The organism is Shewanella gelidii (genome assembly GCF_014647855.1).
Lineage (GTDB): Bacteria > Pseudomonadota > Gammaproteobacteria > Enterobacterales > Shewanellaceae > Shewanella > Shewanella gelidii.
Map to the genome: position 1 here is coordinate 500,094 of NZ_BMPZ01000003.1, position 12,085 is coordinate 512,178.

Here is a 12,085-nt window from a genome sequence, read left to right on the forward strand (position 1 = left end):
CAGTCTTAACTTCACTTCCCCAAAACAACACAAAGTCAGAAATTAGCGGTAAGCTGCCAACAGCAACGCGCCTAATACAATTCACACAATCAGGGTAAACATGATTCGTTTCATGCTCTCACAAACAGATAATTCCCTTTGCTCGCCCAAGAGCACAGAACAAGATCTCGCTCACATTCTGCTCAGTTAAATCACGGTAACTTGAAGTTGTGACCTTATCTAAAACTGCAAAAAAGGACGACGCCTATGTTCCCAGAGTACAGAGAGTTAATTACAAACCTTAAAGGCAAAGATGCACACTTCCAAAGAAAGTTTGATGAGCACAATCGTTTGGATGAAGACATCAAAGAACTAGAGAAAAGCAATGCGAGTGACTACACATCTGAAGTAAAAGAACTCAAATTGAAGAAGTTACACTTAAAAGAAGAAATCCATCAAATTCTAAAATCTCACGAATAACTTTTAATTAAAGCCATTCGCTGGGCAGCGAATTGAGTTTGCCAACACCCATTATTGGGGCGCAACTCATCGCTGCACCCTCTTTAAAACACTATAGCCTTGTTGCTAACGCTTTCACCAATAACTCTGGTTTATCAAACAGTTTTACTTGCTTCACTGTTAAACCATCTAAAAGAATTAAAGTCGCCTTTTCCGCTTCTCCAGGTAAAGCTGCTGTTTTTTCACCTGCGCGGTCTAATCCCACGGAAAAATCAAAATCCTGCATTTTGGGGATCGCGACAAATTTAGCCACGAGCAAAGGCATTTGATGGATATCGGCAACGTAAACGACACGATTGGTCAACTCACCCTGCGGAAACTTCTCTAATGCTTGCTGCACCACCTTGCCACCTTCCATATCGCGGCTAAACAGCAACATGTGTGTCTTCTCATCAATTACCAACTCATTGCCAAATTGATCGTCAATCACCGTTGGAATTAGTACATCTCCTTCACGGTAAGTATCAGCCTGGACAAAGTTCGCAACGACGAGGCAAAACACGGCAATCCAATGTTTCATTCGATACCCTCTGCGAATCCTTCATTATTTTCAGGATACATGGGTCGAGAAGCGAACTCAGCGTCCAATGCTGGTTTTCATGAGCTTGCTCACGATTCGGCCACTTTTCCATGTGCTAGGGATCAGGTTTAATTAGTGCAAATCAATAGCACTTTGCCAACAAAATGTATTCAAACTCAAGTGAATTCAGTAAGCTATCGATATATCTCGCCAAATATGGACATTGCAATGTTACAACCCAATTTAAAACAAGAACTTGAGCAGCTTCAGGGAATATACGATCTCATTACTGAATTCCTTGTGAAATACAGCTTTCAACTCATTGGCGCCATTCTGATTTTTTTAGCGGGTTTATGGGTTGCAAACAAGGTCGCCAAAATCGTCGCCAAACAGTTCAAGAAGCATGAAATTGACATCACCCTTAGCAACTTCATCACCAATCTCGTAAAAATCAGTATCATCGTGATGGTCGCAATCATTGCACTAGGCAAGGTAGGGATTAGTGTAACCCCAATGGTGGCGGCAATTGGTGCGGCATCTCTAGGCGCCGGGTTGGCATTACAAGGGATGCTGTCAAACTACGCAGCCGGAATTACCATTATTGTGACGAGACCGTTTATCGTGGGGAATACGATTAGCGTACAGGGCGTCACAGGCGTAGTTAAAGATATTCACTTGGGTTTAACGCTACTGACCAATGAAGAAGGGGAAGTCATTAGCATTCCAAATAAACATATCGTTGGCGAAATTATTCACAATTCACATGCAAACAAACTGGTTGAGAATCACTTCAATATTCAATACAGCATGGATCCCAATCACGCCATTGACGTCATCCGCACTGTTTTCAACAATCCACAAGAAGCCACAGTTACCAATCCGCAAATTGGCATTAATGGGTTTAATCATTCTGGCATTGAAATTGGCGTGCGCTATTGGGTGCCGACTGAGCAATATTACCAGTCAAAGTTTCACATCAACCTAGCGCTGCACCGCGCATTAACCGACGCAAAGATTGATATTGCTTGCCCAATACGTGAAGTTCATGTGCAAACTGTTGAGCACGGCAAAAACTAAAGCCTTCTTGTTCCTCTGGCGAAGGGGCTATAAACCCCTTTGCCACTCTTCACGCAACGGTATACTTTGTGGTTGAGCCATCGCTTGTTCGACTTGATTAACGAGCCGCGCTTTATCTCGTCCCAATATTCCTTTCAGGACCAAATAATTTGAAGCATGGTCGGATCGGAATATGGTTTTATCTAGTTCCAGCGCACTCAATAGGTCGTGCATCTCACGAAAAAGCCCTTGTTGATCAGGCAAAACAAACTGACCATCGAAAGCTTCATCCATTCGCACTTTTCCCAAAGGCAAAGTGACAACCAAGGTAGATAAATACTCTGGCTGTGCTGCATTCATCAATTTTGCCGAGTTGACGGCATGCTGCTTTGATAGCGCAGTGCCGCCCAATCCATTTAAGATCATCACCGATGACTTAATATTCGCGGTCTTGAGTTTTTGTAAAGCCGCCAAAGATGTAGCAAAAGTTTCACCTTTTTGAACCCGAAGCAACACGTCATCATCACCACTTTCGCAGCCAACATACACTAACGTTAGCCCAAGCGATCTCAGCCGAGCTAGTTGCTCGGGAGTTTTGTTGTTTAAATTTCTTGGGAGACAATAGCAACTAATGCGCTGAACTTGTGGCAACAACGAGCGGATCAGCATACATATCGCTTCTAGCCGAGCAAATGGCAACGTCATTGCATCTCCATCGGCTAAGAATACTCGCTGCACAATAGCCCCTGAAGCAGCGATCGCTCGAATTTCTTGTTCGATCTTTTCTATCTTCTGTGCGCGATACTTTTTCTGGGGCTGGGTATACATGTCACAAAAGGTACATTGGTTCCAGCTGCACCCATTGGTGACTTGTAGGATTAGAGATTTCCATTCTGATGGCGGGCGAAATACCGGCTCAATGTATTTGATCAATTTATCAACCCCTTATAAAACAGGTAAAAAATACTCAGCATATGGCTTTTAACAAACATAAACTTGAGCTAGCTCAAACTTTAGAATTACGCAATTTGCTACATTTTTAACACAGTTAAATACTGTATCAGCATTAAAAGCGTGATAAGTTACCGATTACGCGAATAAATATTCAAATAGCGAACACATAACTATGTCATACATAGCACAACAAGTAAGTGAAAGGCGAGGGACTGCGCTGCATCATAACGTTCATTGGCAAGCCATGAACGCTGAGCAAAAAATGGCCCTATATAACCTTCACCCTTATGGCTATAGGTTATTATTTGTCCGTCAATTAGAGTCTGGACCGCTGGCAATTGTTGCCCAGCAAAATGATATTGCCACCATTACAGAAGATGGTGATATCGACTATCAACCCGAGATCCAGATTCGTCACTAGCGATCCACAGGATCGTCACGAAGAAGCGCGTTCATCACGCGCTTTTTTGTTGCCGAAGATTTGCAACGCTTTAGTTAAGCCGCATATCTAGATGTGGAATACCGTCTTCTAAATAAACTTCCGATACGGCTTCAAATCCAAGTTGTTGATAGAAACCGCTCAAATATTCTTGAGCACCTATTTGAATGCCTTGTGTTGGCCAGTGCGCTTTGGTCGTCTCAATAGACTTGAGCATGAGCTGCTTAGCAACGCCTTTATTTCGAAATTCAGCAGCGACAGCGACTCGCCCGATGCTCGCTTGCAAATAACTCACTCCTGGCGGAATAATGCGCGCGTATCCACAAAGTTGCTCCTCTTCAAATGCGAGTAGGTGCATGGTTTGTGGATGACGATCTTTTTCATCAAGTTCTGCATACGCGCAATCTTGCTCGACAACAAATACATTTACACGAAGCTTCAGTAGCTCATAGAGCTGATCGACACTTAATTCCGCAAAAGATAATAGTTGCCAGTTCACGTGATGCCCCACCCGTTCGATGCCATAAAAAATACCTCGTTATACAAATGAGCCTTAATAATTCTGCAGCCAAGTCGACATTCCACTATTCAGCTCGCGTTAATATTGTCTGACCTAAACTAAAAATCAACAAATTAAGCAATCGAATGTAGGATACCAAAGACGTGCAGTAATGGTATCGACGCCAAACAAAAAGAGTTATTACGACTCTAGGAGAAGCACGATGAAAAAATTACTTATCGTTGGATTAGTCAGTCTATTTTCTATGTCTGTATCTGCTGCTGATATTGAAGCTGGTAAAGCCAAAGCAGCGGTGTGCGCAGCATGTCATGGGGCCGATGGTATTTCAATGATCCCTATGTACCCCAACCTCAAGGGACAAAAAGCGCAGTATGTAGAGAAGCAGCTGAAAGCATTTAAAGACGGTAGTCGCGCCGATGCGATCATGGCACCGATGGCAGCCCCCTTAAGTGATGCAGACATAGCGAATCTTGCCGCTTATTATGAGAGCTTGAAATAAGGTCAACGCCTTTAACTTGAACCAGAGCTGTCAGCTAGAGAAAAACAGGCTTGTATATGCGCTTTTTAATTTGGCAATGATTAACATCTTTACCAATTCAGCGTAAGCTGAAGCCATTAAAGTGATCGGAGAACATTCATGAGCAGGTTTTTATGTACCGCAATAGCAATTTTGGCCCTAGCTTTGGGGGTAGGATTTACCCCCTACGCTGACGCAAGTGATGATTATCAAGCCGCACTTAAAAAATTTCGCTCTGCCAGCCAAACGCAAAAGTTTTTTAACAATGCCTATGGCTATGCGCTTTTTCCTACCATTGGCAAAGGTGGTATTGGCATTGGCGCGGCTTACGGGAAAGGGCGTGTATACAAGCGCGGCACTTATACCGGAGACACAACGGTCACCCAAGTCTCCATCGGCTTTCAGTTAGGCGGCCAAGCCTATAGCGAAATTATTTTCTTTAAGAATGCACAAGCTTATAACGAGTTCACCAGCGGAACCTTCGAGTTTGGCGCACAAGCTTCTGCAGTAGCCATTACGTTAGGTGCCAATGCCCAGGCAGGGTCAACCGGTAACTCTGCCGGAGCAGGTAACCATGCTGATGATTCAAGTAATGCAGCACTCGGAGCGTACATTAACAACATGGCTGTCTTTACATTGGCCAAGGGCGGCTTAATGTATGAAGCGGCACTCGCAGGACAATCGTTTACCTTCGAAGACCGTTAGTCTTTATCTCTGAACAGCATCATATAAAAAAGCGCCTTTATGGCGCTTTTTTATATGGGTTGCTCCTAAACTGCCATACCGCTTTTATCGGGCATATTTAGAGGGTGTCGCCCAGCCTTTTTTTGACTTCGCTTTGGACTGTGGTTTTGGCTTTGACTGAGATTTCGTGCCGTTCCCCGTCAACTCTTGCGTTTTGTTTCCAGCTGCGTTTGGTTTATTCTTTGCGCCTTGTTTGCGCTTAGTACCCGCTTTATCGTGTTGAAACTGATTATCAGAGAAACGAGTTAAGCCTTGTTTGCCCCGATTTGCAGCTCCCTTGTTCGAGCCACCTTTTTGGCTCGCGAGCCGCTTAGCTCTTCCTTCTGGTGGCACCAAACACTCTGGTTTATTGCCGATTAAATACTCTTTCCCCATTTCTATCAGTGCCTCACGGATCATCGGCCAGCCAGCAGGGTCGTGGTAACGTAGCAACGCCTTATGCAATTTCCTTTGCCGACCTTTCTTTGGCACTGTAACTTCCTCACTGCCATGCTTCACGTTCTTCAGTGAGTTCAAACCGGTGTGATAGATTGTCGTGGCATTTGCCATCGGAGACGGGTAAAAGTTTTGCACCTGATCAAGCTTAAACTTTTCGCTTTTCAGCCATAAAGCAAGATTCACCATATCTTCATTGGTCGTCCCAGGATGTGCAGAGATAAAATATGGAATGAGGTACTGTTTCTTTCCAGCCTCTTGAGAGTACATATCAAACAACTCTTTAAACTTATCATAGCTGCCCATACCGGGCTTCATCATCTTACTCAGCGGCCCTTCTTCTGTATGTTCAGGGGCAATTTTTAAATACCCCCCTACGTGATATTTTGCCAGCTCTTTTACATAGCGTGGATCTTCAATTGCCAAGTCATAGCGCACACCTGATGCAATCAAAATTTTCTTAATGCCGGGAATATCACGCGCGGTACGGTATAAATCTATCGTAGCTTTATGATCGGTATCTAAATGCCCACATATCGACGGAAAAACACAAGATAAACGACGGCAAGTTTTTTCAGCCTTTACGCTCGAGCACCCCAAGCGGTACATGTTGGCCGTGGGTCCACCCAGATCTGAAATCACACCGGTAAAACCCGGTACTTTATCGCGAATATCCTCAATCTCTTTCACAATAGATTCTTGCGAACGACTTTGAATGATTCGCCCTTCATGCTCTGTAATCGAACAAAATGAACAACCACCAAAACAGCCCCTCATAATGTTTACCGAGGTTTTAATCATGTCGTACGCAGGAATTTTTGCCTTTCCGTACACTGGGTGCGGAACACGTTGATAGGGCAAACCAAAAACTTGGTCCATCTCTTCTGTCGAGAGTGGCCAAGCAGGTGGATTTACCCACACACCACGGTCGGTATGGGGCTGAAATAAGGCACGGGCACAACCTGGATTGGTCTCTTGATGCAGGATTCGTGATGCGTGCGCATACAGATACTTGTCGGCCGCAACTTTATCGTAGGCGGGCAACAATACGTAAGTTTTCTCCCAAGGTTTTGGCTTCGGCGGCTGCACACTGATGGCTTGAGGAGCTTCGCTATCAAACACTTTGACATCACTGGGGCCTGACAAATCACGGCAACCAACATCGTCTGCACCATAAGGATTTGGGATTGGATCAATTTTATGGAGCTGGTCAATCTTGCGCGAGTCCATTCCTCGCCATTCAGGCAATGGCTCTTTACGGATCACGGCGGTGCCACGTACATCATGTAATGTACTGACATGTTCTCCAGCTGCCAGACGATGTGCAACTTCAACTAACGGCCGTTCTGCATTGCCATACATTAAAATATCAGCTTTGGCATCAAATATAACAGAGCGCCTAACTTTGTCAGACCAATAGTCGTAATGGGCAATCCGTCTCAAACTTGCTTCGATCCCACCAATAACAACAGGGATCTCTTTGAATGCTTCTTTACAACGTTGGGTATATACCGTGACAGCGCGATCAGGTCGTTTTCCGCCTTCATTGTTCGGCGTATACGCATCATCATGACGCATGCGACGTTCAGCGGTATAGCGGTTAATCATTGAATCCATATTGCCGGCGGTTACCCCAAAAAACAGGTTCGGCCGTCCAAGTTTCATGAAATCCTTTTTAGTTGACCAATCTGGCTGCGAGATAATTCCCACTCGAAACCCTTGCGCCTCTAGCACGCGACCAATCACAGCCATACCAAAGCTGGGATGATCAACATATGCATCGCCAGTAACCAAAATCACATCGCAGCTATCCCAGCCTAGTTTGTCCATCTCTTTGCGAGACATCGGCAAAAATGGCGAAGTGCCGAAGCTCTCGGCCCAAAACTTAGGATATTTAAAGAGGGTTGACTCGACTTGCATGCAATCTGACCTACTAGCTTTTCTATCGATGGATGTGTTTCGATAATTAATGTACCGATGAGCAAATCACGCTTCGTTATTTGCTCATTTCTTTACCGGACGCGGAGTATAGCAGGCAAAAGCACTCAAGTGTGACTAAAAAACAGCCAGCGCATCAATAATCCGCGCTCACCTAGCACAACATATCGAGCTACAAGGTCAAGAACAATCCGATATTTACCAAGACCAAAACCAATATCACCAGCCAAGTTGCCAACGTGCCGCTCGCTCGCCCAAAGTGGTAACCGCCTTCTCCTTGTACCAAACCGATTGCGTGCAACACCCTAGCCACAATCCAAATCAGCCCAAGGCTATGTAACCAAAAATGCCCGAGACCATTTGCCTCCGCCGTTGCCAACAATAGGAGCACGATTGCAGTATTCTCAAGTAAGTTACCATGTGCCCGGTTAGCGATTTTTAACTGCATATTCCCGCCATCACCGACACCAATCTTAAAGCGGCGACGCATTTTCACCACATTGAATGTCAAAGCAAGTATAAGTAATGCCGTTAAACTGCCGTAAAAACCCGTGACTACCAGAACCATTCATCGTCCTTCATATACATTTGGTGATTAATTCAGCATACTTGGAATTGACTCTCACGCCAACTACACCCACAAAATCGAATATTTCGCTGTTATTTTGGTTAAAACTCAAGCCAATCTGATATAAGATGCGCGCGTCCAATATCGTGTTATTTGCAAACTAGAGCTTACCCATTTGAACACTCCAGAGTTTTTAGAAAAAAGACGTTTTATTATTCGGCTTGGCAAGGCATTGCATAAGTTCGGCACGCCAGCTTACCGCCTCGAAGCCCACCTCAAAGCTGTGTCTGATTTTCTTGAAATCGATGGTTACTTTCTTATCTCTCCTACCGCGATGACATTTGTGCTGCAACACGATGAGGATCAGCAGCATAACCATGTGGCGCGGGTTAAGCCTGGGGAGCTTGATCTAGGCTCACTTGCACGAACAGATGAACTTGTTGAAGAGCTCGTGTCAGGTAAGCGCAGCTTGACGGAAGCACTAAATCGACTAGAAGAGATCGCAAACAAACCGGCACCTTACAGCACTTGGTCGACCTTTCTGTCTTTTGGCACAACTGCGGGTGCCTTTGCCATGCTAATGGGCATTGGTTGGAATAACGTTCTCTGGTCGACCTTACTCGGTTTAATGGTTTTTGGTCTGGTATATCGAGCTGAGCATTCCAAACGCTTAACAGAGACATTAGAACCACTGTCCGCAATTCTATGCGCAATCGTCGCTTGTGGGATTGCGCAATTTGATCCCAGCATCAATATTCCCGTTGTCATCCTTTCAGGCATCATCGTATTTATACCAGGCCTTGCGTTAACCCTTGGGCTTTCAGAACTTGCAGCGAGGGACTTAATATCGGGCACTGCTCGAATTATGGACGCCATGATGTCGCTATTTAAGCTCTATTTCGGCGCCATATTAGGTATGGTGCTTGGCCGCGCACTATTTGGCGAAACCACCTATGTTGAACCAGCTCTGATTCCACAATGGGCTATTTGGCTAGCCGTACCGATCCTATCAATGACCCTTGTTGTGATTTTTAAAGCGCGACCTCAGGATTCACCCTGGGGTATTTTGGCAGGGATCGTGGCTTTCTTTTCTTCGCTACTCGCTGCGCGTTATTTCGATCCGTCTATTGGCATTTTCTTTGGGGCGTTAGCCGTTGGTATCTATGCCAACCTTTTCTCAAGGTGGATGAAAGCACCGGCATCGATTGCGCTGCTACAAGGCTTGGTAATTCTGGTTCCGGGCAGTAAAGCGTATATCGGTCTAAATGTATTGATTGTAGGTGAAACCATGCTCAATCAGTCTCATATTGGCGCACAAGTATTCTTAATTTTTATGTCACTGGTCGCTGGGTTAATATTTGCTAACGTTGTTGTACCACCGAAAAAAACGCTGTAAGACCAATATTATGCCGCAGCCCTGATGTAGTATGGGCTTGCGGATCCTCTACCTGAATTTCAAACCAATCAGAACATTCAATTTACTTGAATTCCCTTGACTTCACTCCAAATTCCAACTGTTATAAAGCAAGCACTATGTTTTCTTTATCGAGCCGTTATCACAATTAAGTGACTAGAAAGGAGTGAATTTATGCTATCAATAAAACCACTCTTTTTCACTGTGCTGCTCTCATTTACACCACAGGTCGCAAGTGCAACCGACCCAAAAATCCCAGTCACAAGTCAAACCTTGGAGCAACCGAAAAAGGTCGCCAGAATTGTTGTGATTAGCCACCCAATCTTTGATGAGTCAGCACCCAACGCATTCTTTCTACACCACTGGGCAAACTACTTACACATCAACACCAAAGAGTCGACAATACTCGACTTACTCAGCTTTGGCGCTCATGATGAAATTGATCAAGATGACTTGGAAGAAGCACAACGATTACTGCGTGCTGAGCCATTTTTAAGAGACGCAAAGATTAGTTTTGCCCACCAAGATCCAAATGCCGATATCAAAGAAGACGGAGAAGTCGTGATTGTCGAGACTTGGGATAATTGGTCTTTACTCCCGACCATGAGTGTTGGTCGAAGTGGTGGCGAAAGCAAATTCTCAGCCGGTATCAAAGAGGACAACCTACTGGGACTGGGCATTAAAACCCGCATTAAATACTCCTCCGACGATGATCGGACCGGCTACAAATTTGCGGTAAAAGCACCGTTAAAATGGATCAAACATGCCACGCTCGGCTTCAGTTTTTACGATAACAGCGATGGGCAGTCCTCACAGATGCGTTTTGTAAAGCCCTTCTACACTTTGAATGGTGAGCACATGTATCAATCGTCTTTTGCACACACCAAACAAGTGGATACATTGCGGCAAAATGGTCGTGATGTGAATGAGTTTCACCACGATATAGAATATCTAAACTTTGCTTATGGTTGGCGACTCCACCACGATAAGCAGGTCACTAAACGTATCATGGTCGGTGCAACACAAGATCATCATTCATTTAGACATACCGGCGAATTCACCCAAGAACCACTTCCTCAAGATCGAGAATTCACCTATCCGTGGGTTAGCTATCAACACATCGAAGATGATTATCATGTTTTGACCAATGTTAACCTCATCAACTACAACGAAGATTTCAATTTAGGCTGGCAATACCAAATTAAAGTAGGAGTGGAAACCAAAGACCGTCATGATGACCTTGGCTACCACCTCAATTTCGATGTTACTAAAGGCTATAAGTTTGCCAACCAACTGGCCTTACTTTCATTTGATGCCAAAGCGACGCTCGGTACAACGCAAGCTGACTTCTATCAGGCAAACTTACAAGCAGAATACTTTTACAAAATTAACCCACGCTGGACGGCTTATGCCAAAACAAGAGTAAGCTCATCTCAGAACAACTATCTAGATCGACCATTTACCCTCGGGGATGAAACCGGTGTCAGGGGATATCCAAATGACTATCAATATGGGGATCAGCAATGGTTAGTCACCGCTGAGGTCCGTAACTATCCTAACATTAACCTTTATCAACTTGCTGAGTTAGGCTGGGCTGCCTTTATTGATATCGGGCATGCCTATGGCTGCGCAGACGCCGGAAACGAAGAAAGTGGTGTCTTAGGCAGTATTGGCATAGGCGCCAGGCTCTACTCATCTCGCTCTAGCTACGGTAATGTCGCCCATATCGACTTGACCCTTCCTTTTACATCAGGGGAAGAAGTAAATGACTGGGAATGGCGCTTTGTTGTAAAGCGAAAATTCTAAACGCTGTTGCACTTCTCTTGCAGTAACCATTCATAAAATGAAACCTGAATTCGATAATTCAACTCTATCACTCGCTGTAACCCAAAGGTTTTGATATAAGCGTTGCTTCCTATCGAATACTAAAAGCAGTTCATCACATGTTCAAATTAACGCTGAGTAGCGCCAAGATAGACTTGTTTACATGACATTGTAAACGCCAAGGACTTCCACGGCGCACAAATAATATAATGTTTAGGTGTCCCTGACCGATAATTTTTCAGGCATTAAACGCAAAAAAGCCACCTATTCAGGTGGCTTTTCTACATAAATTGGCGCTTGGAAATGAAGCTCTATGGTTTCCAAACAAATTCTATAATGTGGTGCTGATACCCAGAATCGAACTGGGGACCTCATCCTTACCAAGGATGCGCTCTACCGACTGAGCCATATCAGCTTAAGTCTTCTCGTATATCCCTGTCTTACGCTTTCTGCAGGTTATACTTTAATTAGGCGCCTGGAAATGAAGCTCTATGGTTTCCAGACAAATTCTTTTATCTACCATCTAACTCGATTAAACAGTAAATAATAATTCGGAAAGCTGTTCTCACTTTAATCAAGTGCTTCATATTCATACTAAGTTATAGCAACCAACCACTACCATCGCTGGTAAAACCCATCAGGGTTGTATGGTTAAGCC

Annotated in this window: 12 protein-coding genes and 1 tRNA gene; 7 read left to right on the top strand and 6 right to left on the bottom strand. The window is 44.5% G+C overall.

The features are described from left to right. Positions 1–246: 246 nt before the first annotated feature. Positions 247–459 (top strand): HP1242/YdcH family protein, encoded by a 213-nt coding sequence (locus tag IEY18_RS09130; protein WP_188919968.1) that lies wholly within the window; start codon positions 247–249, stop codon positions 457–459. Positions 460–550: 91 nt separating this feature from the next. Here IEY18_RS09130 and IEY18_RS09135 read toward each other — a convergent pair whose 3' ends face one another. Next, positions 551–1,018: a hypothetical protein gene (locus IEY18_RS09135; protein ID WP_188919970.1), complete on the bottom strand. Its 468-nt coding sequence runs from the start codon at positions 1,016–1,018 to the stop codon at positions 551–553. A gap of 228 nt (positions 1,019–1,246) precedes the next feature. Between IEY18_RS09135 and IEY18_RS09140 the strand changes: the two genes are divergently transcribed. Continuing rightward, the gene (locus IEY18_RS09140; RefSeq protein WP_188919972.1) at positions 1,247–2,095 is read left to right on the top strand and encodes a mechanosensitive ion channel family protein; all 849 of its coding nucleotides are present in this window, start codon (positions 1,247–1,249) and stop codon (positions 2,093–2,095) included. A gap of 27 nt (positions 2,096–2,122) precedes the next feature. Here IEY18_RS09140 and IEY18_RS09145 read toward each other — a convergent pair whose 3' ends face one another. Further along, positions 2,123–3,007: a radical SAM protein gene (locus tag IEY18_RS09145; RefSeq protein ID WP_188919974.1), complete on the bottom strand. Its 885-nt coding sequence runs from the start codon at positions 3,005–3,007 to the stop codon at positions 2,123–2,125. Positions 3,008–3,200: 193 nt separating this feature from the next. On the opposite strand from IEY18_RS09145, the gene IEY18_RS09150 reads away from it, so the two are divergent. Then, the gene (locus tag IEY18_RS09150; protein WP_188919976.1) at positions 3,201–3,449 is read left to right on the top strand and encodes a hypothetical protein; all 249 of its coding nucleotides are present in this window, start codon (positions 3,201–3,203) and stop codon (positions 3,447–3,449) included. 70 nt (positions 3,450–3,519) lie between these two features. Here the strand turns inward: IEY18_RS09150 and IEY18_RS09155 are convergent, their stop codons facing one another. Then, a complete protein-coding gene (locus tag IEY18_RS09155) occupies positions 3,520–3,966 on the bottom strand; it encodes a GNAT family N-acetyltransferase (RefSeq protein ID WP_188919978.1) in 447 nt (148 codons plus the stop codon). Positions 3,967–4,189: 223 nt separating this feature from the next. Here IEY18_RS09155 and IEY18_RS09160 point away from each other — a divergent pair, with 223 nt between their 5' ends. Then, entirely contained in the window at positions 4,190–4,486 is a 297-nt protein-coding gene (locus IEY18_RS09160; RefSeq protein WP_188919980.1) for a c-type cytochrome, read from the top strand. Between the two features lie 138 nt (positions 4,487–4,624). Next, complete coding sequence (locus IEY18_RS09165; RefSeq protein ID WP_188919982.1) at positions 4,625–5,209, top strand: lipid-binding SYLF domain-containing protein; 585 nt, start codon at positions 4,625–4,627, stop codon at positions 5,207–5,209. Positions 5,210–5,293: 84 nt separating this feature from the next. Here the strand turns inward: IEY18_RS09165 and IEY18_RS09170 are convergent, their stop codons facing one another. Together IEY18_RS09170 and IEY18_RS09175 are read right to left on the bottom strand one after the other, a co-directional pair. Then, complete coding sequence (locus tag IEY18_RS09170; protein ID WP_188919984.1) at positions 5,294–7,603, bottom strand: YgiQ family radical SAM protein; 2,310 nt, start codon at positions 7,601–7,603, stop codon at positions 5,294–5,296. Positions 7,604–7,793: 190 nt separating this feature from the next. After that, positions 7,794–8,189, bottom strand: coding sequence for an MAPEG family protein (locus tag IEY18_RS09175; RefSeq protein WP_188919986.1), 396 nt, complete (start codon positions 8,187–8,189; stop codon positions 7,794–7,796). Positions 8,190–8,364: 175 nt separating this feature from the next. Here IEY18_RS09175 and IEY18_RS09180 point away from each other — a divergent pair, with 175 nt between their 5' ends. Then, positions 8,365–9,585: a threonine/serine exporter family protein gene (locus tag IEY18_RS09180; protein WP_188919988.1), complete on the top strand. Its 1,221-nt coding sequence runs from the start codon at positions 8,365–8,367 to the stop codon at positions 9,583–9,585. 192 nt (positions 9,586–9,777) lie between these two features. Continuing rightward, positions 9,778–11,409, top strand: a complete 1,632-nt coding sequence (locus tag IEY18_RS09185; protein WP_188919990.1) for a ShlB/FhaC/HecB family hemolysin secretion/activation protein — start codon at positions 9,778–9,780, stop codon at positions 11,407–11,409. A gap of 357 nt (positions 11,410–11,766) precedes the next feature. Here IEY18_RS09185 and IEY18_RS09190 read toward each other — a convergent pair. Beyond that, positions 11,767–11,842: transfer RNA gene (locus tag IEY18_RS09190), tRNA-Thr, on the bottom strand. Positions 11,843–12,085 lie beyond the last annotated feature (243 nt).

Coding starts and splice junctions, on each gene's coding strand:
- IEY18_RS09130 (WP_188919968.1), top strand. CDS start 247: ATGTTCCCAGAGTACAGAGAGTTAATTACAAACCTTAAAGGCAAAGAT.
- IEY18_RS09135 (WP_188919970.1), bottom strand. CDS start 1,018: ATGAAACATTGGATTGCCGTGTTTTGCCTCGTCGTTGCGAACTTTGTC.
- IEY18_RS09140 (WP_188919972.1), top strand. CDS start 1,247: ATGTTACAACCCAATTTAAAACAAGAACTTGAGCAGCTTCAGGGAATA.
- IEY18_RS09150 (WP_188919976.1), top strand. CDS start 3,201: ATGTCATACATAGCACAACAAGTAAGTGAAAGGCGAGGGACTGCGCTG.
- IEY18_RS09160 (WP_188919980.1), top strand. CDS start 4,190: ATGAAAAAATTACTTATCGTTGGATTAGTCAGTCTATTTTCTATGTCT.
- IEY18_RS09165 (WP_188919982.1), top strand. CDS start 4,625: ATGAGCAGGTTTTTATGTACCGCAATAGCAATTTTGGCCCTAGCTTTG.
- IEY18_RS09170 (WP_188919984.1), bottom strand. CDS start 7,603: ATGCAAGTCGAGTCAACCCTCTTTAAATATCCTAAGTTTTGGGCCGAG.
- IEY18_RS09175 (WP_188919986.1), bottom strand. CDS start 8,189: ATGGTTCTGGTAGTCACGGGTTTTTACGGCAGTTTAACGGCATTACTT.
- IEY18_RS09185 (WP_188919990.1), top strand. CDS start 9,778: ATGCTATCAATAAAACCACTCTTTTTCACTGTGCTGCTCTCATTTACA.